This is a genomic window from Bacillus cereus group sp. MYBK227-1, from assembly GCF_051916325.1.
Classification (GTDB): domain Bacteria; phylum Bacillota; class Bacilli; order Bacillales; family Bacillaceae_G; genus Bacillus_A; species Bacillus_A cereus.
Map to the genome: position 1 here is coordinate 308,422 of NZ_JBQAGK010000003.1, position 22,781 is coordinate 331,202.

Here is a 22,781-nt window from a genome sequence, read left to right on the forward strand (position 1 = left end):
GGACCTGCAACATGTTAGAAAGAACGTTGCGTGTATTAGAATACAATAAAGTAAAAGAACAATTACTTGAACATACAGCATCTTCACTTGGTCGTGACAAAGTGAAGCATTTAGTGCCGAGCACTGATTTTGAAGAAATTGTAGAAATGCAAGATACAACGGATGAAGCAGCGAAAGTTATTCGTTTAAAAGGTAGTGCACCATTAGGTGGTATTACGGATATTCGCTCAAATGTGAAGCGTGCAAAAATTGGGAGTATGTTAAGTCCAAATGAATTACTTGATATTGCAAATACGATGTATGGTAGTCGTAATATGAAACGCTTCATTGAAGATATGGCTGATAACGGTGTCGAGCTTCCGATTTTAGAAACTCACGTCGCTCAAATTGTATCTTTATATGATTTAGAAAAGAAAATTACAAATTGCATCGGTGACGGCGGTGAAGTAGTCGATAGCGCAAGTGATAAACTGCGTGGTATTCGTACTCAAATTCGTACTGCGGAAAGTCGTATTCGTGAAAAGTTAGAAAATATGACGCGCTCTTCAAACGCGCAAAAGATGCTGTCTGATTCGATTGTAACGATTCGTAACGAACGTTACGTAATCCCAGTAAAACAAGAATATCGCGGCGTATATGGTGGTATTGTTCACGATCAATCGGCTTCTGGACAAACGTTATTTATTGAGCCACAAGTCATTGTAGAATTAAATAATGCACTGCAAGAAGCACGTGTGAAAGAAAAACAAGAAATCGAACGCATCTTATTAATGTTAACAGAAGAAGTGGCAGTAGAAGCGGATATCGTTTTATCAAACGTAGAAGTAGTTGCAAATCTTGATTTCATCTTTGCGAAAGCTTTTTATGCGAAGCGAATTAAAGCGACAAAGCCGATTGTAAATAACGAGCGTTACATGGACTTAAGACAAGCACGCCATCCGCTTATCGATCCAGAAATAATCGTGCCAAATAACATTATGTTAGGTAAAGATTTCACGACAATTGTTATTACAGGACCGAATACAGGTGGTAAAACAGTTACGCTGAAAACAGTTGGTATTTGTGTGTTAATGGCGCAATCTGGCCTTCACATTCCAGTAATGGATGAGTCAGAGATTTGTGTATTCAAAAATATCTTTGCTGATATCGGTGATGAGCAATCGATTGAACAGAGTTTAAGTACGTTCTCCTCACATATGGTGAACATCGTTGATATTTTAGAAAAAGCTGATTTTGAAAGCTTAGTTTTATTCGATGAATTAGGTGCTGGAACAGACCCGCAAGAAGGGGCTGCACTTGCCATTTCAATTTTAGATGAAGTATGTAATCGGGGTGCTCGCGTTGTTGCAACGACGCATTATCCAGAATTAAAAGCATACGGATATAACCGTGAGCAAGTTATTAATGCGAGTGTTGAGTTTGATGTAAATACATTAAGTCCAACTTATAAATTATTAATCGGTGTACCAGGCCGTAGTAATGCCTTTGAAATTTCGAAACGTCTTGGATTATCTGATCGCGTTATTAAGCAAGCACGCAATCACATTAGTACAGATACGAATAAAATTGAAAATATGATTGCGAAGTTAGAAGAAAGCCAGAAGAACGCAGAGCGTGACTGGAACGAAGCAGAAGCGCTTCGCAAACAATCTGAGAAACTTCATCGTGAGTTGCAACGTCAAATTATTGAATTTAACGAAGATCGTGATGAACGATTATTAAAAGCGCAAAAAGAAGGAGAAGAAAAAGTCGAAGCTGCAAAGAAAGAAGCAGAAGGCATTATTCAAGAACTTCGTCAATTGCGTAAAGCACAGCTTGCAAATGTGAAAGACCACGAGCTAATTGAAGCGAAGAGTCGTCTAGAAGGCGCAGCGCCAGAGCTTGTTAAGAAACAAAAAGTAAATGTGAAAAATACTGCACCGAAACAACAGTTACGTGCAGGTGATGAAGTGAAAGTATTAACGTTCGGTCAAAAAGGTCAACTACTTGAAAAAGTAAGCGATACAGAGTGGAGCGTACAAATCGGTATTCTGAAGATGAAAGTGAAAGAATCTAATATGGAATACATTAACACACCGAAGCAAACAGAGAAAAAAGCAGTTGCAACGGTAAAAGGTAGAGACTATCACGTTTCATTAGAACTTGATCTTCGTGGTGAACGATTTGAAAATGCAATGGCGCGCGTTGAGAAATACTTAGACGATGCCCAGCTTGCAAGCTATCCTCGCGTATCAATCATTCACGGTAAAGGGACAGGAGCACTTCGCCAAGGTGTACAAGATTACTTGAAGAAGCATCGCGGTGTAAAAACCTTCCGTTACGGTGACATGGGCGAGGGAGGCCTAGGCGTAACAGTTGTCGAATTAAAATAGAAAACAACGAAACAAAGGGGAAACCATTATATGTTTATGGACAAACTTGCAAAAGTATTGTTAGCTTGTTGTGGAATATTTTTGGTGATTGGGGTTATTTATTTAGTTGTTTTTGCGAAGTGAAAAAGCGTCAATCGTGGCAGAATGATATTGCCATAGATTGACGCTTTTAATATATGTGAAAAGGAATAGAACATGAAAATCAACCAATACATAAGCGAAGCAAAATTATGCTCCAGACGTGAAACAGATCGTCTCATTAAAGCTGGACGCGTGGCTATTAACGGCGAAATATGTACGCACGGTGCACTCGTAAGCGATGGTGATAGGGTAACGATTGATGGGCAAGTTATTGTAAAAGAAGAGAAAGAAAAAGTGTATATCGCATTTCATAAACCAGTCGGAATTACTTGTACAGCAGCCGATCATATTGAAGATAATATTATTGATTATATCAATTACCCAGAGCGAATCTTTCCAGTTGGGCGATTAGATAAAGCATCAGAAGGACTTATTTTATTAACGAATGACGGCGGCATTGCGAATCAAATTTTACATGGTGATCATGAGCACGAGAAAGAATATGTTGTCACAGTCGATAAACCTTTTACGGACTGGTTTATTGATGAGATGTCCCGCGGTGTAAAGATTAAAGATGGAATGACGAAGCCGTGCAAAGTGACAAGAGTCGATCAATCAACATTTCGTATCGTTTTAACGCAAGGAATGAACAGGCAAATTCGTAGAATGAGTCGTGCTTTCGGATTTACTGTAATAAAGCTAAAGCGAGTACGCATTATGAATATAGAGCTAAATGAGCTTGAAGTTGGAAAGTGGCGGAGCGTTACAGCTGAAGAGTTAGAAATTTTAATAGGGCAGTTATAGGGAGGAAAAATTTTCTCCCTATATTTTTTTGTCAGAAAAAATAAAACTATTGATTTTTTAAAAAATAGCCCATATAATAAAAAAACAACAAGTTTCGACAAGATATTTTATAAAAGTAATGATGAGGACATGAGTTGTATTTTACGATTCTCAGAGAGGGAAGCCTTAGGCTGTGAGCTTCCTAATACGAAAAGACAAGCTTACCACCTCTAAACTTCAAGAGTGAACTGCATACATGATGCATTGTAATTCTTGGCGGATAAAACCGTTATCAATTTACACGAGCTATAAAATGAGCTTATTTCGTTATAAATTCATTTTATTAGAATAAGGGTGGAACCACGATTTCAACACTCGTCCCTTTATTAGGGACGGGTGTTTTTTGCGTTCTTTTACGGGGAAGTATGCTTGAAAGAGGATATGTGACGGATTTTAATTCAGAATATTTTGTTAATTTATTATTTTAGGAGGTTAGTAGAAATGAAATCATCTTTAAAGTTTTCAGAGATGTTTGCAATAAGTTTAATGTTATTTGCACTGTTTTTTGGTGCGGGTAATATGATTTTTCCACCAGCATTAGGACAAGGCGCTGGAACAGACGTATGGATTGCGTTGTTTGGTTTTATCGTAACAGGCGTTGGACTACCTTTATTAGGAGTAATTGTTATAGCTTTAAAGGGAGATATTAATGAGCTAGCAGGACGTGTACATCCTATATTCGCACTTGTTTTTATCACTGCAATTTATTTATGTTTAGGCGTATTCGTAAGTGTGCCGCGTACAGGAACAGTAGCTTATGAGATGAGTATTGCACCGTTTTTACCAAGTGAGATAGCTGGTCAGTCATATCCACTTGTTATCTTTACACTTATTTTCTTTGCAGTCACTTTCTATTTAGCTTTAAATCCTTCGAAATTAGTGGGTCGTATTGGTAAAGTGCTAACTCCAATATTATTAGCTGTTATTGCAATTATCGTAGGTAAAGCACTTATTACACCAATTGGAGAATTTGGTGCACCGACAGAAGCGTATAGTGCTCCTCTCTTTAAAGGATTTATTGATGGATATTTAACTTTAGATGGACTTGCGGCACTGGTATTCGGAAATGTTGTAATTCATGCGTTAAAAGAAAAAGGCATTACAAATAAAAACAGTATTGCAAAAGTAACAATCTTTGCAGGATTTATTGCAGCGCTTGGTCTACTACTTGTGTATTTAGCACTTGCTTATCTTGGAGCTTCTAGTGTGTCACTTGGAATGGGCGCAAACGGAGGAATTATTTTAACAAATGTCGTGAATCATTTATTTGGTAGCTACGGAACTTTATTACTAGGGATCGCAATTACAGCAGCATGTTTAACAACTTCTGTAGGTATTGTTGCAGCTTGTGGTGATTACTTCTCTTCCTTATTACCAAAGCTTTCTTATCAAAAAGTCGTTTTCATTTTCTGTGTATTAGCATTTATGGTAGCAAACCTTGGGTTAACTCAGTTAAATGCATTAGCATTACCAATCTTAATCGCAATTTATCCAATTGGAATCGTACTTATCGTATTATCACTTGTTGAAAACTACGTTCGTCTTCCATTAGCGATGTATGTGGGCGGGATTGTAGGAGCATTTGCAATAAGTTTCTTTGATGGGTTACACAATGCAAACCTTCAAATTGCAGCGCTAGCACCTATTTTAGATAAGATTCCATTATATAGTGTAGGAATTGGTTGGTTAGTTCCAGGTATAATCGGTATAGGATTTGGTTATATAGTTTCTAAGTTTCAAAAGCAGGAAATTGCTGTAGAAAAATAGAGAAAAGAGGCTTTCTATAATAGAAAGTCTCTTTTTTTGTAAAAAAAGCCGCATATAGAGAAATTTAGATATTAAAAATTTTATACGTAATATAGTTGACAAAAAATTTATGAGTAGGCTAAGATTGACTTAGTTGTGGAAATATTGGAAGGGAAGTGAGGGAAACGGGGTTTCTATAACTATAGTGTTGTTATGGGAAGAGGTGAAAGAAGAGGAGAAGAGAAAGTTTATTTTTTTTGACTTACATTGAGAATGATAATCAATAAATACGTTTTATAATTTTTTCTCAGTTTCTATGCCTTCGTATAAGGAATAGGGTGAGATATTATTTTTAATATTAAATGAGAATGATAATCAATAATGCTTATGTTACATAAAAGAATGCTAATTAAATAATAGGTAGAAGAGATTATTTTTTTCTTATGAATTGAGAATAATTATCATTTTCGGAAAAAGTGAAATGAAAGATAACCAAGGAGGAAACAAAAAAAATGAAAAAGGTTTCTGTATTACCCGCTTTTATTATAACGTTCGTATGTATGCTAGCTTTTCTTGTAATGCCATACGGGAATGCTTCAGCAAAACTAGCTGATGGTACTTACGATATTAATTACGTAATTCAAAAAGCGGAAAATGATTCAGCTTCAATGGCAAATGACTATTTTGAAAAGCCGGCAAAATTAATAGTGAAAAACGGTGAGATGAGAGTACAAGTTCCGATGAATCATAGTGCTTGGATTACAGAATTTAAAGCACCAGAGAACGGAAATTTTGTTGATGCGAAAGTTGTTAATAAAGATGAATCGGCAGATAAAAGAACAGTAGAGTTTAAAGTAGATGATTTATCCAAACCGGCAGCTGTAAAAATTCATGTTGTTGTACCAAGTGCAAACTATGACCACCACTACACAATTCGTTTTGCTTTTGATGCAAATGTAAAAGCTGTAGGTGGCGATAATGGCGTAGCTGCTACAACAAAAAATAATGATCAAGCGAAAACAGATACACAAGTAAAAGAAGAGAAAACAAAAGTAGAGAGTAAGGAAACAGCTAAAGAAGTGAATAAAGAAACAAAAAATGAAAATGGAAAAGCTGAAAAAACAGATAACCCAAAAACAGGCGATGAAGCACGTATTGGATTGTTTGCAGTGTTAATTCTTATTTCAGGTGCTTTCTTAATTCGTAAAGTGAAATTGAGTAAATAAATCTTTTGAAGGGTGATGAATATATGTTTAAACAATTTAAAATGATTATTGCCGTATTTGCTGTTTTATTTACATTTATCGCAACACTAGGTTTACAAGATGCAAAGGCTGCTACAAAACTAGCTGATGGAAAATATAATATTGCTTTTACTGTATGGAAAGGCGATAAAGATGAATCGTCTAGAATGAATAGTTATTTTGAAAGCCCAGCAACATTAACAGTTAAAAATGGAAAACAATATGTTTCATTTAAAGTGAAAGATAGTGCTTCTATTAAAAGTTTCCAAGTAGAAAAAGATGGTCAATTTGTAGAAACAACCGTGTTAAGTGAAAATAAAAAAGATAATACTAGAGTTGTAGAATTTGAAGTTGCTGACTTGTCAAAAAAACTAAATGGCAAGGTGAAAATTAATATTCCAATTATTAATTATAATGCTTCGTATGATATTCGCTTTGTATTTGATGGGAACAGTATTAAATAATTTTCAAAAGGGAGAGTCGTTCCATTGAACAGGTATACAAAAATTATTGTTGCTATGTTTTTAATGATATTTACATTCGTATCAACATTACAACCACTTGCAGTTCAAGCAGCTACCAAGTTGGCTGCCGGTGAATATTCAATTGGCTTCAAAGTTTTAAAAGATACATCAGATGAAGAATCGATGATGAATCAATATTCAGTAAGTCCGGGAACTTTAAAAGTGAAGGATGGGAAAAAGAAAGTATCCTTTACATTAACAAATAGTTCATGGATTACGAAATTTGAAACAGAAAAAGCAGGTAAGCTAGTTGCGACAAATGTAATTAGTGAAGATAAAGAAAAAGATACAAGAGTAGTAGAATTTGATGTAGAAGATGTAGAGAAGGTATTAAATGCAAAAGTAAAAGTAGATATTGATTTTTTAAATTATCATCATGAGTACGACGTTCGTATTGCATTTGATCAAAATAGCATTACACCAATTCATGTAGAAAAACCAAATGAAAAAGAGGACCCAGCTAATAAGCCAGATCCAAATGAAACTACCGATCCAGGTCAGAAGCCCGACCAAAAGCCTGACCCAGATCAACAACCAAATTCTAACACAATTACAGATGGTGCGTACAGCATTCCATTTAAAGTGTTAAAAGATCAAACAGATGAAGAATCTAAGATGAATAGTTACATGGTAAATCCAGGAGTATTAAAAGTAGAAAACGGTAAGAAAAAAGCAATTGTAACACTAAAAAGTAGCTCATTAATTAAAAATTTCCAAACGGAAAAAGATGGCGCATTTGTTGATGCAAAAGTAGTGAGTGAGGATAAGGAAAAAGATACAAGAGTAGTAGAGTTTGAAGTAAACGATTTATCTAAAAAACTAAATACAAAAGTATTTATCGAAATGGCATCAAGAAATTATAAGCAAATGCATGATGTACAACTTTTATTTGAACAAGATAAACTTGAACAAATTAAAAATGAAGAGAAAAAACCAGAAGTAGAAAAACCGGAAGCAGAAAAACCGGAAGCAGAAAAACCAGAAGTAGAAAAACCAGATGAAAATAAAAAACCAGATGCTGAAACAATTAAAGATGGTGAATACAGCATCAATTTCAAAGCATTAAAAGATCAAACAGACGAAATTTCAATGATGAACACATATACAAAAAGTCCAGGTGTGCTAAAAGTAAAAGATGGTAAGAAGTATGTATCATTTACGTTAACGAACAGTTCTTGGATTACAAAATTTGAATTTGAGAAAAATGGTTCGTTTGTTGATGCACATGTAATAAGTGAAGATAAAAAAGCTGATACACGCGTAGTGGAAGTAGAAGTATCAGATTTATCAAAAAAGTTAAATGCAAAAGTAAAAGTAGATATCGATTCAATGAATTATCACCATTTTTACGATATTCAATTTGCATTTGATAAAGGTAGCATTAAGCCGTTAGATAGCCAAGGCGGAAACAACAACCAAGGCGGAAACAACAACCAAGGCGGAAACAACAACCAAGGCGGAAACGACAACCAAGGTGGAAACAACAACCAAGGTGAAAACAACAACCAAGGTGGAAATGATAACCAAGATAATAACACAACAATTGATCCAAAAGCTCTTAAAGATGGTGAATACAGAATTGGCTTTAAAGTGTTAAAAGATCAAACAGATGAAATCTCAATGATGAACACATACACAAAAAGCCCAGGTGTATTAAAAGTAAAAGATGGTAAGAAATACGTATCGTTTACATTAACAAATAGTACATGGATTACGAAATTTGAATTTGAGAAAAATGGTTCTTTCGTTAATGCAAAAGTGTTAAGTGAAAATAAAGAACAAAATACAAGAGTAGTAGAAGTAGAAGTAAACGATTTGTCTAAAAAATTAAATGCAAAAGTAAAAGTAGATATTGATTCAATGAATTATCACCATTTTTATGATGTTCAATTTGTATTTGATCAAGACAGTATTAAAGCCTTAGGGAACCAAGGCGGAAACGACAACCAAGGCGGAAACGACAACCAAGGCGGAAACGACAACCAAGACGGAAACAACAACCAAGGTGGAAATAATAACCCGAAAGTAATAGTTGATCCGAAAAATTTAGTAGATGGCCAATATGATATTACATTTAAAGTATTAAAAGATAAAACAGATGAGATTTCAAAGATGCATGACTATGTTGTAAATCCAGCGAAATTAATCGTAAAAGATGGTAAAAAATATATTGAGATGGTGCTGAAAAATAGTGCGTGGATTACGAAATTCCAAACGGAAAACAAGGAACTATTCGCTGATGCGAAAGTAGTAAGCGAAGATAAAAATGCAAATACGCGAGTAGTACAGTTTGAAGTAGAAGATCTATTTAAAAAATTAAACGCAAAAGTAAAGGTAGACATCGATGAGATGAACTACCATCATTTCTACGATGTGCAAATTCAATTTGATACAAATAATATCGGCGCGTTAGGAACTCTTAAAGAGGAACCGAAAAATGAACCGAAAAATCCAGTGACTACACCGAAAGTAGATAATGTAAAAACAGTAGGTACTCCTGATTTTAACCGAAATGCAGATGGTCAGAAGAAAAAAGAAGATACAAAAAATGATTCGAAAAAAGAGAAAAACTCAAAAACTGCAGATACAGCACAACTTGGTTTATATATGGTGTTACTGCTAGGTTCACTTGCTTTACTAGTTCGTAAATATAGAGCAGGTAGATTGTAATTTTTGGAGTCTTGATGCATATTCGCGTGCATCAAGACTTGTTTCATATTGTATGGAAAGGAGTGGTGATTGAGAGTGAAGAAAATTGCAAGTGTACTAATGGCTATCATTTTGTTAATGAGTATAGCTGGGTGCTCATCACCAAAAAAAGAAACAGCAAAGCAGGTAAAGAGTGAGAGTAAAGAGCGCGTTGTTGCAACAACAGTGGCTGTTACTGAAATTATGGATGCGTTAGAAGTAGATTTAGTTGGCGTTCCAACAAGCTCTAAAACTTTACCGAAGCGATATAAAGGTTTACCTGAAGTTGGGAATCCAATGAGTCCAGATATGGAAAAGGTAAAGTCATTAAAGCCTTCAGAAGTGTTATCTGTGACAACACTTGAATATGAATTAAAGCCAGTTTTTGATGGTGTGGGTATGAAAGCAAACTTTTTAGATTTAACGAGTTTGAAAAATATGCAAAGTTCTATTAGCCATTTAGGTAAGAAATATGGGCGTGAAAAACAGGCCGAAGCAGTAGTAACTAAATTAGATAAAAAGGTTGCTAGCATTCAAAAAGAAGTAAAAGGAAAGAAAGAACCGACAGTACTTATTTTATTAGGTGTGCCGGGAAGTTATTTAGTAGCAACAGAGCATTCTTATATTGGAGATTTAGTGAAACAACTAGGTGGTAAAAATATTGTGCAAGGTGAACAAGTAGAATATTTAGCTTCTAATACAGAGTATTTAAAGAAAGCTGATCCAGATATTATTTTACGAGCAGCTCATGGTATGCCTGATGAAGTTGTAAAAATGTTTGATAAAGAATTTAAAACAAATGATATTTGGAAACACTTTGCTGCGGTTAAAAATAACCGTGTTTACGATTTAGAAGAGCGTTTATTTGGAACGACAGGCAATTTAGCAGCAATTGAAGCGTTAGATGAATTGAAAAAAATGATGTATCCGTGATGCATTTTAATATAAAGGAAGAGTAGAATGAATAAAAAAACTTGGAGTTTCCTCATTGTTACTGCATTGCTTATTGTTATGACATCATTGTCAGCGATGAAAGGGAGTTTAGAAGTAGGTATTGTTGAACTCGTACAAGGGATATTTACAGGTGGAAATGAAGATGTTGAAGTCATTAAAGATTTACGTTTCCCGCGTATTATTATTGCGTTGTTCACTGGAGCGGCTCTCGCTGTTTCAGGTGTGCTTTTTCAAGCTGTTATGAAAAATCCACTCGCCGATGCTGGGGTAATCGGTATATCTTCAGGAGCAAGTTTTATGACACTCGTTATTATTACGTTGTTTCCGCAATTCTTTTTCTGGACACCCGTATTCGCCTTTTTAGGTGGTGCGCTTGCATGTTATCTCGTTTATTCGTTTTCATGGAAATCAGGATTAAGCCCGCTTCGCATTATTTTAATTGGTATTGCCATTAATGCAATGTTTACTGGATTAAATGAATCATTCGTTACGATTTGTGGGTATTTTATTAAGAGTATTAAGCAAACGACGACTTCTAATATAACAATGAAGACGTGGGGCGATGTAGAAATAATGGTGACTTATGGAACGATTGGTCTTATTCTTGCTCTGTTCGTAGGAGCTTGGTGTAACTTATTATCGCTACAAGATAAGACTGCGAAAAACTTAGGCTTGCACGTGACGAGAGTTCGTCTTATTATTTCTGCCATTGCAGTACTCTTAGCGGCAGTATCAACAGCGATTGCAGGTGTTATTGCTTTTGTAGGATTACTAGTTCCGCATATTTCAAGACAATTAGTCGGTTCAGACCATAAAGTATTAATTCCATTTTCTGCGCTTGCAGGGGCGTTATTAATTTTGACGGCAGATACAATTGGAAGGTTAATTGTGCCACCTAACGAAATTCCAGCAGCAACAATTATGGCGGTTATTGGTGGTCCATTCTTAATATTTTTGCTTAGAAAGAGTGATAAAGTTCATGGAAATTAAAAATGTAACCTTTTCATACGATAACGTAACAAATCGTTTAAAGTCTGTTAGTAGTGAAATAGAAATTGGGAAAATTACAACAATCATTGGACCGAATGGATGTGGGAAATCAACATTACTTAGTGTCATGTCTAGAAACCACGCTCCTAGCAGTGGAGAAGTAATACTTGATGGGAAAGCGATTGGTGAATATAAACCGAAAGAGTTTGCTAGAAAGCTAGCAGTTGTCCATCAACAAAATGAGGCTCCAGCAGATATTACAGTGGAAAAGCTAATAAGCTTCGGGCGTATGCCATATAAAAATATATTCTCTCCGCAAACAGATGAAGATAGAGAAGCGATTGAGCGTGCACTAGTATGTACGAATTTACAAAGTAAGCGTGATAAGCCAATTTATGCTTTATCTGGTGGAGAGAGGCAGCGAGTTTGGATCGCGATGACATTAGCTCAAAATACACCAATGCTCTTCTTAGATGAGCCGACCACATATTTAGATATTTACTATCAGTTAGAAATATTAGAGTTAGTGAAAGAGTTAAATGAAGTGCATGGACTAACGATTGTAATGGTATTACATGATATTAATCAAGCCATTCGTTATAGCGACCATATTATCGTTATGAAAGATGGAGAAATCATTACGAAAGGTATTCCTAATGATGTAATAACAGAAGAAATGGTTAAAGCAATATATGGTGTAGATGTCATTGTAAAGCAGGATGAAGATACCGGATTGTACATGGTACCTATGGGAATCTAAAGGCTGAGCATAATCCGTTTTGAGGTGATAATTTGAATAGTAAGAAAGGACGGAAAAAGAATTCTTTTTTTCAACGCATACTTACAATTGTGTTTTTAGGAATCTTTTTCTATTCAATGTATGAGTTGGGCGGGATTTTCATGGATTATTATGAAAATCGTAAAGTAATGGCTGAGGCACAACATATTTATAAAAGAAGTCCAATGGAAGAAAAATCAGAAAATGGAGAGGTACGTAAACAGTTTCAGGATCTCCAGAAAATTAATCCAGAGATAGTCGGATGGATTACGATGGATGATACACAAATTAATTATCCAATCGTTCAAGCAAAAGATAATGATTACTATTTATTTCGTAATTATAAAGGTGAAGATATGAGAGCGGGAAGCATTTTTATGGACCATCGTAATGATGTGAAATCTCAAAATCGAAATACGATTTTATATGGCCATCGTATGAAAGATGGTTCTATGTTTGGTAGTTTAAAAAAAATGTTGGATGAAGACTTTTTTATGTCTCATCGTAAATTATATTACGATACATTATTTGAAGGATACGACGTTGAAGTTTTTTCAGTATACACGACAACAACGGACTTTTATTACATTGAAACGGATTTTGGAAATGATGCGGCATATGCATCGTTCTTAAAGGAAATTCAAGAAAAATCACTGTACAAAACGGATACGGAATTGACGGCTAATGATGAAATCGTAACACTTTCTACTTGTGATTATGCTCTTGATCCAGAGGCTGGAAGGCTAGTTGTACACGCAAAATTAGTAAAAAGAAATTAAAGAAAAAAGTATAGAATATGAGAAGTGATAGATAACGCTTCTCATATTCTATACTTTAAAAAAGGACTGTTCTTACTGTGCTGCAGCCATTGGCATACGTACAACTTTTACATCATAGTAAGCAATTTTATTATCAAGAATATATTCTGGCATTCCGCCTTGATGTGAGTGAGCATCTTTAAATGCAGCGCTCTTTGTCCAACCTTGGAAATCTTCTTTTGCATTCCAGCGAGTGCTAATTGTTACTTCATCATAATCAACTGTATTTTGTGTTAAAAGAACTTCTAGACCTAAAAAGCCTGGCATCGTTTCAACTTTACCTACTTTATTAAAACGCTCAATTAATTTATGCCCATTTCCCTTTGTAATTTTAGCTGTATTTGTAACAATAATCATGTTTATTCCTCCTATAAATGTAGCTATATTTTCAAGAACTCATATACATCAAATGATAATGAAAATCATTATCATTGTCAATGGTAAATGTGAAATATATAAGTTTTTTTCTATTATTTTGGACAGTGAGATTTTCATTTCAAAACATAGTAAATATGTGGCGGTTAAGTGCGAGAATGAGCTAGTTGTACTAGCAAAGCAATAATATGGTATAGTGAAACGAGGCTGTTTTTTCAGTCTCGTTTTTCAAATGCTTCCTGTAGAGAAAGCATGCAAATGGAAAGGAAGTTATTATATGCGATTAGAAGTAACTGTAAAAATAAAACCGAAATTTATAAAAGAAATTAAAAGTGGATATCCGCTTATTTTAAAAGATGCGATTCAAAATTTAAATGATGTTCGTGAAGAAGGAACAATCATCAAAGTAGTAGATGAGAAGAACAACTTTGTCGGAAAAGGTTATTATGGAAAGCAAAATAAAGGATACGGCTGGATTTTAACGAGAAAAGAGAGTGAACAAATTAATCAATCTTTCTTTGAAAGTAAAATCAAATCTGCCCTACATAAACGAAAGCAATTTTATAAATCAAGTGATACGACAGCATTCCGTGTGGTGAATGGTGAAGGTGATGGTCTTGGAGGACTAATTATCGATTATTATGATGGCTACTACGTAGTAAGTTGGTATAGTGAAGGGATTTACACTTTCAGAGATGAGATTATAGCCGCTCTTCAAAAAGTAGCAAACTTTAAAGGTATTTATGAGAAAAAGCGTTTTGATACGAAAGGGAAATATATTGAGGGTGATGATTTCGTAGCAGGAGAGCGCGGCGAGTTCCCACTTATCGTAAAAGAGAACGGTGTGAACTTTGCGGTTTATTTAAATGATGGGGCAATGGTTGGTGTATTTTTAGATCAACGTAACGTTCGAAAACAAATTCGTGATAAATATGCAAAGGGAAGAACAGTGTTAAATATGTTCTCTTATACAGGTGCTTTCTCTGTATTTGCAGCGCTTGGCGGAGCAAGTAAAACGACGAGTGTTGACCTTGCAAATCGTAGTTTAAGTAAAACGATTGAGCAGTTTAGTGTAAATGAAGTTGATTATGAAGCACAAGATATTATTGTAGAAGATGTATTTCTTTACTTCAAATATGCAGCTAAGAAAAAGATGAAATTTGATATGGTCGTACTTGATCCTCCAAGCTTCGCCCGCTCAAAAAAATATACATTTAGTGCAGCAAAAGATTATAAAAATTTATTAAAAGAAACAATTGCTATTACAGAAAATAACGGTATTATCGTTGCTTCTACAAATTGTAGCGCATTCGATATGAAAAAGTTTAAAGGCTTTATCGATACAGCCTTTAAAGAAATGAATGGCAAATATAAAATATTAGAAGAACATTCTTTACCAGAAGATTTCCGTACCATTGATCAATTTAAAGAAGGAGACTACTTAAAAGTAGTTTTCATCGAGAAAATTAAAGGTTAATAAAGAAAAGGAGCTCGAGTTTACTTGAGCTCCTTTTCTTATTGAACGATATTTTGTACTCTACCGACTTGTCCGTCCTGCAATCGCACTTTAATGCCATGCGGATGGGAAGGGGAGTTTGTTAAAATATCTTTTACAATTCCACGTGTTAATTTGCCTGTTCGTTGATCTTGTTTTAATACAATATCAACTTCAAGACCGGGCGCGATATTAGAACGTTTTTGTCCGTTCATTTACACACCTGTACGTCTACGTTGGTTGTTTGTTTTCTTTGTTTGTTGGTTTTGTAATTTTTTCGTTTCTTGGCTTTGATTTTTTGCATTTTGACCATTTCCATTTCCTTGCTTTTTCTTAGCAAGTTGTTCGCGCATTAAATCAGCTAAGCTTACTTTTTTGTTTTCTGACATGATAAGTCTCCTTTATATAAAGTTAATTATGAACAATCGTAGTGAATTTCATCATATCATTGTTAAGGAAGGAAGGGAAGTTGGTTTGAAAATTCATATATTTGTTTCAAGTCTGTAGTAGTTACGATACAATTGAGTTGTTAACGTTTGTAAAAAGGGGATAGACATATGTCACATCATATTTTATTAGTTGAAGATGATCTCTCAATTCAAGAGATGGTGGAAAAGTATTTGATAAAAGAGGGCTTTCAAGTAACAATTGCGTCTGATGGAGAAGAAGGCGTGAACACATATTTAAAAGGTTCATTTGATTTGATTATCCTCGACATTATGATGCCGAAGCTAGATGGCTTAGAGGTTGTACGAATCATTCGAGAAAAAAGTGCTGTTCCGATTTTAATGATGTCGGCAAAAGATACAGATGTTGATAAAGCTGTTGGATTAGGACTTGGAGCAGATGATTACATTTGTAAGCCATTTTCTATGATTGAATTAGCTGCACGTGTAAAGGCAGGTATTCGAAGATCTACGAAATATTCGGCTACAGAAACAACAGAAAAGATGATTCAAATTGGTGATTTAACGATTGATCCAATTAATTTTACTGTGGAAAAAAACGGGAAGCCTCTCAAACTTACTTTAAAAGAATTTGAGATTCTAAAATTGTTTGTAAAAAATCAAAATCGTGTATTTACAAAAGCACAAATATATACACTAATTTGGAACGAAGAGTATTACGGTGACGATAACGTTATTAATGTTCATATGAGAAGGTTGCGTGAGAAAATCGAAAGTGATCCATCTAATCCAGAATATATTAAAACGTTATGGGGTATCGGCTATAAGTTGGAAGTGATGTAATATGGTCAATTTGTTAATAAGTATTATTTTTATATTGTTATGTGTCATTTACATACAATATAAAATGAGAAAAAATAGTAGTAAAAATTTACGATACACATATGAAAAATTAGAAAATATTGTAAATTTACAAACGGGCGAGACGCTACTCGTTATGACAGATGATCTAGAATTGCAAAAATTATTAGTGGCAATTAATCAATTATTAGATGCAAAACAGAAAACGAATGCAGATCATGCAAAAGTAGAAATTTCGATGAGAAAAATGCTTTCAAATATTTCACATGATTTAAAGACGCCACTAACAGTTATTCTTGGATATACAGAAATGTTAAATAAGGATAAAACGATGAATAAAGAAGAACAGCAAATATTACTTGAAAAGGTGCATGTGAAAACACTAGAAGTAATGGAACTGATTCATAAGTTTTTTGATTTAGCAAAACTAGAATCTGGTGACAAGGCAATCGAGATGACAAAAGTAAATATGAATGAAGTTTGTCGTGAGAAGATTTTATCTTTTTATGATTTAGTGACGGCGAAAGGGTTTCAAGTTCATATTGATATACCAGAAAGAAATATATATGCACTTGGAAATGTAGAAGTATTAGGTAGGGTATTGAACAATTTAATATCAAATGCAATTACATATGGAGACGATGGAAAGATACTGGGTATGACGTTAAGAGATGATGAAACGAATGTGTATATAGACGTATGGGATACAGGAAAAGGGATTGATGAATCTCATATTGATAAAGTGTTTGAGCGTATGTACACACTTGAAGATTCGAGAAATAGATTGTACCAAGGAAGCGGTTTAGGGTTAACGATTACGAAAAGACTGGTGGAAGCGATGGATGGAAAAATCCATCTTTCTAGTAAACCGTATGAAAAAACAATTTTTACAATTGTATTAACAAAGATACAGTTTTAGCTTGTAGAGCAGTAGATTCTACAAGCTTTTTTTCAGCGTAAGGAATTTGTAAGAAACGGGTAAGAAAAAAGAGATTTCCGTTGTCTATTATAGAAATATAGAGTATTGCGAAAGGGGAAAGTAACATGACATATATATTAAAAACAAATCAGTTAACGAAAGTGTTTAAAGGGAAAGAAGTTATTTCCGGTGTTAACATGCATGTGAAAAAAGGAGAAATTTACGGTTTTTTAGGACCAAACGGTGCTGGTAAAACAACGATTATGAAAATGATTACAAATTTAATAAAACCGACGAGCGGTGAGATTGAAATTTTCGGTGAGAAGTTAACAGATACATCTTATGAAGTATTAAAGAGAATGGGGACGATTATTGAATATCCAATCTTTTATGATAAATTAACGGCGAAAGAAAACTTAGAATTACATTGTGAATATATGGGCTATTACGATAAAAATGAAATTGACCATGCTTTACATTTAGTGAAGCTGCAAGGTATAGATAATAAAAAAGTAAAAGATTTTTCATTAGGAATGAAACAACGACTCGGTATTGCAAGGGCAATCGTAACAAAGCCAGAATTACTCATTTTAGATGAACCCATTAACGGTTTAGATCCAATTGGTATTAAAGAATTAAGAGACTTATTTAAAATGCTCTGCAAAGAATATGGCATTACATTATTAGTTTCTAGCCATATTTTAGGTGAGATGGAATTAATGGCGGATACAATTGGTGTCATTCAAAATGGAAAACTAATAAAAGAAGTTTCAATGAAGAGTATTAACGGAAAACAAACAGAGTACATTGAAATTACTGTTCCTGATGTGAAGCGTGCAGCTTATATTTTAGAAGATAAACTTGGTATAAAAAACTACAAAATAATGAGTGGAAACATGATTCGGGTTTATGAAGTGGCGGTGACACAGCAAGCCATTTCCAAAGCACTTATTATGAACGATGTGGAAATTGAAAGTATTAATAAGAAACATAGTTCCTTAGAAGAATATTTCTTAAATGTAATGGATGGAGAGGGCATTCATGCTTAATGGACTGTGGCTGAACCTGGTAAGTGGATTTATCGTAATGCCAGTAAGTGGAATTTTATATTATAGAAAACCAGAGCGGAAATGGTTGTTAATCCTACTAGTGATAGGAATGTTAAGCTTCGTTACTGCTGGAATTAGAATGTTAGCAGCGTAGAGACAGGTATATAAAGAATGGAGGCGTGGTTTATATGTTTAAATTAATGAAGCTCGAATGGAAGAAACATCAATTATCTAGTTACTTTAAAAGTGTAGCAATTTGTATTATAGCAATTTTCGCTGCAGTAAGCCTTATGGCATGGGGAATGAAAGCCGAGGGAGACGTGCTCTTCTTTGACTTCACACAGAACATGGCTTTAGTAAATATTTTTATTAGGATAACATTCATTATTTTTAGTTCAGTCATTTTATCACGTTTAGTAATTGATGAGTATAAGAACAAAACGATACAACTATCATTTATGTATCCGCTACAAAGGAAAATGCTAATGAGTGCGAAATTAACAATTGTTTTCTGTTTTTGTTTTGTGAGCACGATTATCGCGACTTTCATTATTAGCTTGCTCGTATATTTTGTGAGTCCAATGATGGGACTGATTGAAACACCTGCTACGATAGGTGAAATAATAGCTATGGTTCCAGGTACTATTATAAGTGCATTTATGATATCTGGTATAAGTTTAATTCCTTTATTTTTTGGAATGAGAAAGAAATCGACACCGACAACGATTACTTCAGCAGTAATAATTGGCTTGCTGATTAGTGGTAACTATGGTCCTGGAAACGGTCAAGTAAGTATGTTTGATTTTATAGCTATCCCAATCGTGCTCTGTTTATTAGGAATTTTCATTAGTTATCTATCGTTTCGTAAAATCGACAAGATCGATGTGGCGTGAAGCAAGCTTAAAACGAAAACGAACTGGGGTATGAATAGTGAAAAAAATAATAGTAATTGCAATATTATTCATTACAATTGCTAGTGCGGTTTTTGGTTTTAAGATATTTCAGGGGAAAGATTTTAAGAAAGAAAAGTCTTTTGAGATAAATAATATAAAAGAAATAGAAGTAGACAATGAAAACTGGAATCTTGAATTTAAAAGTACAGACGCTAATAAAATAATAATTTCCGCTCAAGGTGAACAAGCAGATAAAGAGATAGATCCCGTCAAAATAGAAAATGATGAAAATAAAATTATGGTTAAGCAAAAACAAGAGGCGAACAAATTTTTTAATGGTTTTACGTTTAGGAAGAAGAATAGTATATGTATAGCTATTCCGAAGAAAGAAATAGATAAAATTGTATTAAATAATAAATCAGGTGATGTGAAAATAAGAGATATAGTAGTAAAAAGTATCGTGACGAAAGGCAAATCTGGGGATGGAATGATTGTAGGACTATCAGCCGAGAAAGGTGAATTCATATCGCAAAGTGGAGAGTTAGTTGTAAAAGATAGTTCAGTACAAGAATTAAATATAAAGTCTACGACTGGTGATAACTATATCACAAATGTAAGTAACTCAAATATGAACATCACTTCAACATTTGGGGAAGTATTGCTGAAAGATATGACAGAAGGAAAATCATTATTTATAGAAACAAAATCAGGGGATATTGGCGTACGGTATAAAGGTGTCCCGGCATCATTGAAGCTTATGGCTAAAAGTAATTCGGCTGACGTAATAGTGGATTTAAAAGGACTTAAGAAAGATAAAAATACAGAAAAAATAAAAGTAGGAACGATTGGTGATGCAAAAAATGAAGCGAAGATTTTAAGTGAAACAGGAGTCATTTATATTGATTAAATCTTAGGAGGAAGGAGGACACTATCATGCTACATTTAATGAAGCTAGAATTGAAAAAGTTTAAGCTTGGTTGGTACGTGAAGAGAGCAATTATTGCAAATATTGTTATACTGGCATTAATGATCTTTGTGAGCATCATTGCTCAAGTAGAAGGTGATGCAGAAATAAGGAATCCAGAGACGATATTGTTAATGGCTAGCACAATAGTAAGAGCAACGTTTATTGTTTTTGGTAGTGTATTAATCGCAAGGCTAATAATTGGTGAATATAAAAATAAAACAATACTACTTATGTTTTCTTACCCTATTAATCGGAAGAAAATGATGGCTAGTAAGTTGGCTATTACAGCGATAGTAACATTTATAACAGTTATTGTATCTAACATTTTAGTAGTAGGAGTTTTCTTTGGTATAGATAGCTATTTTTCAATTCTTCCTAATTCATTTACAGTAGATCAATTGATGCAAGAAGGAATAAAACTAGTTCCTTTAGCCATTGCAACTGCGGGGATGAGTTTAATCCCATTATATTTCGGAATGCGTAAACGCTCCGTGCCAACTACAATTGTTTCATCTCTTATCGTTGTCACAATTGCAATGAATGGCAACCCAGAGTTTTCTACAGCAACTTTTCTTCCCCTTCAACTAGCACTCGCAGCAATTGGAGTTGTGATTGCGTATTACGGCATTAAAAATATAGAGAAGGAAGATATAGCAGTATGATAAGAATACGTAAAAGGAGTTGGTGTTATACTAACTCCTTTTTTGTATATGTATGCTTCGTTACTACTCTGTAAATTTGGAGTGTTTGCTTAAATACGCTTGTACTTCTGGAGAAATATTAAAGTTATTAGGACTTTTATATTCGATAGTAAACTCTCCGTCTTTATTTGTTTCAAAGGCGATTGCATAGCTATTCATTTTAGCATCGTAAGAAGTGTTTTTGACTTCTGCATCTAGATTAAAATATTTTGTAATATACTCTTTTGATTCCGTAATTGCTGTTTGTTTTCCCCAAGGGGTACCATAATAGGTGAAATAAAGAGATACACTAATAACTCCAATAATAGAAGTTAGTAAAATAGTTCCCATAGCTATTTTTTTATTTTTTGTATTCAATTTGGTTACCCCTCTTCGTAATATGTATTCATTTTAACCTATATATTCCATAAAACAACCATTTAGAAAAAATAGTTTCACATGAAACAAGTTACAGAAAAAGACAAGATGTGTAAACACCTTGTCTTTTTTGTCGTTACATTTTAGGAGCTTCCATTCCAGCCGCAGCCCATTCTTCTTTTGCGGGGCCATATACGCCAGGAACTGTTAAGCCGGCTTGTCGCATTAAAACCGTCATTTGCCCGCGGTGATGATTTTGATGATTAATAAGTGTCATTAAAAATATAGAATTCGGCATAGGGCGACCAAAGAAGTCATTAATAGTTGCTAAATCTTTATTAGTCCATTTACTTTGAAGTGCTTCAACAAAAGCCGCATTCACTTTACGGTACTCATCTGCAATTGTTTTTGCAGAAGTTGGGATAGGATAATCTTTCGTTTCTCCTTCAAACTTTAGCCCTGTGCCAGATAGTATAACAGGAATTGCCGTCACGATATGCCAAGCGACTCTTCCTAACGTCCAATGTCCAGGTGCAATTTCTTGTGATAAAGATGCATCGGTTAATGAATCAAGCATTTTCTGAGTAGACTCTGCTTCGTATGTCCATGATTGCAAGAAGCCTTCAATTGTTTGGTACATTATTGTTATCCCCCTCTACTTATGTTCATAGATTAAGTTCGAGAAGAAATGACAAGTTCCCTTTATGTTTTAATAATGGTATTTAAAATTTTATATATAAATCTTATGATACTATTGAGTGTATATAGAATTATATTAATTCAGGGGGATATTATGAAAAGATTGATTTTAGGAATCATAATTTTATTTTTAATGGTAGGATGTAGCAATGAAACCTATAAAAAAGCAATGGATCAAGGGAAATTGGCGTTAGCGAGTAAAGAATATGACACGGCAGTAGCATCATTTGAGCTAGCATTAGAAGAGAAAAAGGATGATAAAGAAGCAAAGGTATTAAAAGACCAAACTACTAAGATGATAAGTTCGATAAAAGAGAAATCGAGTGGAAATATAGAACAAGCAATAGGTTTGTTTCAAGAAGTAGAAAAGATGAAAGATGGTTCCGCAATCCTTCAAAGTCAAGCGAAAGAACAAAAAGATTCGCTCATAGAGCATAAAGAGTTAAAAGGTCAATATATAGGTCAATTGGAAAAGGCAGAGAAGTTAAAGAATGATAAAAAGTATGAAGAGGCTAAAGGGATAGTAAATAAAATTGTTAACGATACTGGCCAAAATCAACGGGCCGAAGAGCTGAATAAGCAAATAGATGGCTTACTAACTCAACAAGCAGAAGTTAAGAAAAAAGAGGAAGAGTTAAAAAATGAAAAGAAAAAAGAGGCTGATATTGGAAAGTTAAAGGGGTCTTGGATGTCATCAGAAAGTACAGACAGGCCAGTTGGGTTGGAAATAGAATCTATTAATAGTGAGAAAACAGGCGGAGAATTTATGGAACATAATATTTTTGGGAAAGGGACTACTATAGGAGACTTTCGAATATTAAGTGTGGACCAAGGGATTATTTCTGTAGAGCTTGTATTTTTAGTGGGGGAAATAAAGCATAAGGCTGATTTAAAAATTGAGGAGAACACATTAACTGTATATCATGAGTTTATGGGGAGTACTGAATCTGTGAAATTAGTGAGATCAGAGTAATTTATCCCGCTATTCACCTGCAGTAAAATTCCCACCTCAAGATTCGG

Annotated in this window: 24 protein-coding genes and 1 other annotated feature; of the genes, 19 read left to right on the forward strand and 5 right to left on the reverse strand. The window is 34.3% G+C overall.

Annotation, left to right across the window (positions count from 1 at the left end):
* Positions 1-11: 11 nt before the first annotated feature.
* The 10 genes from ACTFRM_RS14875 (at position 12) to srtB (ending at position 12,999) form a co-directional block, all read left to right on the forward strand.
* Entirely contained in the window at positions 12-2,372 is a 2,361-nt protein-coding gene (locus ACTFRM_RS14875) for an endonuclease MutS2 (protein WP_440043438.1), read from the forward strand.
* A 195-nt stretch (positions 2,373-2,567) separates the two neighbouring features.
* A complete protein-coding gene (locus ACTFRM_RS14880) occupies positions 2,568-3,257 on the forward strand; it encodes a 23S rRNA pseudouridine(2604) synthase RluF (RefSeq protein ID WP_000700716.1) in 690 nt (229 codons plus the stop codon).
* 109 nt (positions 3,258-3,366) lie between these two features.
* Positions 3,367-3,622 (forward strand) — a binding site (T-box leader).
* 115 nt (positions 3,623-3,737) lie between these two features.
* On the forward strand, positions 3,738-5,063 hold the full coding sequence (gene brnQ6 / locus ACTFRM_RS14885) for a branched-chain amino acid transport system II carrier protein BrnQ6 (protein ID WP_000842635.1): 1,326 nt from the start codon (positions 3,738-3,740) through the stop codon (positions 5,061-5,063).
* Positions 5,064-5,554: 491 nt separating this feature from the next.
* Positions 5,555-6,268: a heme uptake protein IsdC gene (gene isdC / locus ACTFRM_RS14890; RefSeq protein WP_000757944.1), complete on the forward strand. Its 714-nt coding sequence runs from the start codon at positions 5,555-5,557 to the stop codon at positions 6,266-6,268.
* Between the two features lie 23 nt (positions 6,269-6,291).
* Positions 6,292-6,750 carry an NEAT domain-containing protein gene (locus ACTFRM_RS14895; RefSeq protein WP_000476164.1) on the forward strand — a complete coding sequence of 153 codons (459 nt, stop codon included), beginning with the start codon at positions 6,292-6,294 and terminating at the stop codon, positions 6,748-6,750.
* Positions 6,751-6,774: 24 nt separating this feature from the next.
* Positions 6,775-9,480: an NEAT domain-containing protein gene (locus ACTFRM_RS14900; protein WP_440043439.1), complete on the forward strand. Its 2,706-nt coding sequence runs from the start codon at positions 6,775-6,777 to the stop codon at positions 9,478-9,480.
* 69 nt (positions 9,481-9,549) lie between these two features.
* Positions 9,550-10,431 carry a heme ABC transporter substrate-binding protein IsdE gene (gene isdE / locus ACTFRM_RS14905; protein ID WP_033685303.1) on the forward strand — a complete coding sequence of 294 codons (882 nt, stop codon included), beginning with the start codon at positions 9,550-9,552 and terminating at the stop codon, positions 10,429-10,431.
* Between the two features lie 27 nt (positions 10,432-10,458).
* The gene (locus ACTFRM_RS14910; protein ID WP_001036848.1) at positions 10,459-11,442 is read left to right on the forward strand and encodes a FecCD family ABC transporter permease; all 984 of its coding nucleotides are present in this window, start codon (positions 10,459-10,461) and stop codon (positions 11,440-11,442) included.
* On the forward strand, positions 11,432-12,202 hold the full coding sequence (locus ACTFRM_RS14915; RefSeq protein ID WP_000403758.1) for an ABC transporter ATP-binding protein: 771 nt from the start codon (positions 11,432-11,434) through the stop codon (positions 12,200-12,202). Before ACTFRM_RS14910 ends, ACTFRM_RS14915 begins: the two co-directional genes overlap by 11 nt.
* Before the next feature lie 32 nt (positions 12,203-12,234).
* A complete protein-coding gene (gene srtB / locus ACTFRM_RS14920) occupies positions 12,235-12,999 on the forward strand; it encodes a class B sortase (RefSeq protein ID WP_001086126.1) in 765 nt (254 codons plus the stop codon).
* A 72-nt stretch (positions 13,000-13,071) separates the two neighbouring features.
* On the opposite strand, the gene isdG is transcribed toward srtB, so the two are convergent.
* The gene (isdG, locus tag ACTFRM_RS14925; protein WP_000587818.1) at positions 13,072-13,395 is read right to left on the reverse strand and encodes a heme oxygenase; all 324 of its coding nucleotides are present in this window, start codon (positions 13,393-13,395) and stop codon (positions 13,072-13,074) included.
* 295 nt (positions 13,396-13,690) lie between these two features.
* Between isdG and ACTFRM_RS14930 the strand changes: the two genes are divergently transcribed.
* The gene (locus ACTFRM_RS14930; protein WP_001235507.1) at positions 13,691-14,890 is read left to right on the forward strand and encodes a class I SAM-dependent rRNA methyltransferase; all 1,200 of its coding nucleotides are present in this window, start codon (positions 13,691-13,693) and stop codon (positions 14,888-14,890) included.
* A gap of 38 nt (positions 14,891-14,928) precedes the next feature.
* Here ACTFRM_RS14930 and ACTFRM_RS14935 read toward each other — a convergent pair whose 3' ends face one another.
* Together ACTFRM_RS14935 and ACTFRM_RS14940 are read right to left on the reverse strand one after the other, a co-directional pair.
* Entirely contained in the window at positions 14,929-15,123 is a 195-nt protein-coding gene (locus ACTFRM_RS14935; protein WP_001014310.1) for a YwbE family protein, read from the reverse strand.
* Entirely contained in the window at positions 15,124-15,297 is a 174-nt protein-coding gene (locus tag ACTFRM_RS14940; RefSeq protein WP_001293578.1) for a hypothetical protein, read from the reverse strand.
* A gap of 168 nt (positions 15,298-15,465) precedes the next feature.
* Here ACTFRM_RS14940 and ACTFRM_RS14945 point away from each other — a divergent pair, with 168 nt between their 5' ends.
* The 7 genes from ACTFRM_RS14945 (at position 15,466) to ACTFRM_RS14975 (ending at position 20,666) form a co-directional block, all read left to right on the forward strand.
* On the forward strand, positions 15,466-16,158 hold the full coding sequence (locus tag ACTFRM_RS14945; RefSeq protein ID WP_000018056.1) for a response regulator transcription factor: 693 nt from the start codon (positions 15,466-15,468) through the stop codon (positions 16,156-16,158).
* A 1-nt stretch (position 16,159) separates the two neighbouring features.
* A complete protein-coding gene (locus tag ACTFRM_RS14950) occupies positions 16,160-17,095 on the forward strand; it encodes a HAMP domain-containing histidine kinase (RefSeq protein ID WP_000247684.1) in 936 nt (311 codons plus the stop codon).
* Positions 17,096-17,220: 125 nt separating this feature from the next.
* Entirely contained in the window at positions 17,221-18,144 is a 924-nt protein-coding gene (locus tag ACTFRM_RS14955; protein ID WP_000221069.1) for an ABC transporter ATP-binding protein, read from the forward strand.
* On the forward strand, positions 18,137-18,298 hold the full coding sequence (locus ACTFRM_RS14960; protein ID WP_440043440.1) for a hypothetical protein: 162 nt from the start codon (positions 18,137-18,139) through the stop codon (positions 18,296-18,298). Before ACTFRM_RS14955 ends, ACTFRM_RS14960 begins: the two co-directional genes overlap by 8 nt.
* A gap of 34 nt (positions 18,299-18,332) precedes the next feature.
* A complete protein-coding gene (locus ACTFRM_RS14965) occupies positions 18,333-19,037 on the forward strand; it encodes an ABC transporter permease (RefSeq protein ID WP_000475552.1) in 705 nt (234 codons plus the stop codon).
* 37 nt (positions 19,038-19,074) lie between these two features.
* The gene (locus ACTFRM_RS14970) at positions 19,075-19,944 is read left to right on the forward strand and encodes a DUF4097 family beta strand repeat-containing protein (RefSeq protein ID WP_000720988.1); all 870 of its coding nucleotides are present in this window, start codon (positions 19,075-19,077) and stop codon (positions 19,942-19,944) included.
* A 26-nt stretch (positions 19,945-19,970) separates the two neighbouring features.
* Positions 19,971-20,666, forward strand: a complete 696-nt coding sequence (locus ACTFRM_RS14975; RefSeq protein ID WP_000902926.1) for an ABC transporter permease — start codon at positions 19,971-19,973, stop codon at positions 20,664-20,666.
* A gap of 63 nt (positions 20,667-20,729) precedes the next feature.
* Here the strand turns inward: ACTFRM_RS14975 and ACTFRM_RS14980 are convergent, their stop codons facing one another.
* Together ACTFRM_RS14980 and ACTFRM_RS14985 are read right to left on the reverse strand one after the other, a co-directional pair.
* Positions 20,730-21,062, reverse strand: a complete 333-nt coding sequence (locus ACTFRM_RS14980; RefSeq protein WP_001093296.1) for a YfjL-like protein — start codon at positions 21,060-21,062, stop codon at positions 20,730-20,732.
* A 136-nt stretch (positions 21,063-21,198) separates the two neighbouring features.
* Positions 21,199-21,702 (reverse strand): DinB family protein, encoded by a 504-nt coding sequence (locus ACTFRM_RS14985; protein WP_440043441.1) that lies wholly within the window; start codon positions 21,700-21,702, stop codon positions 21,199-21,201.
* A gap of 153 nt (positions 21,703-21,855) precedes the next feature.
* On the opposite strand from ACTFRM_RS14985, the gene ACTFRM_RS14990 reads away from it, so the two are divergent.
* Positions 21,856-22,734 carry a hypothetical protein gene (locus tag ACTFRM_RS14990; RefSeq protein ID WP_440043442.1) on the forward strand — a complete coding sequence of 293 codons (879 nt, stop codon included), beginning with the start codon at positions 21,856-21,858 and terminating at the stop codon, positions 22,732-22,734.
* The last annotated feature ends 47 nt before the right edge of the window (positions 22,735-22,781 follow it).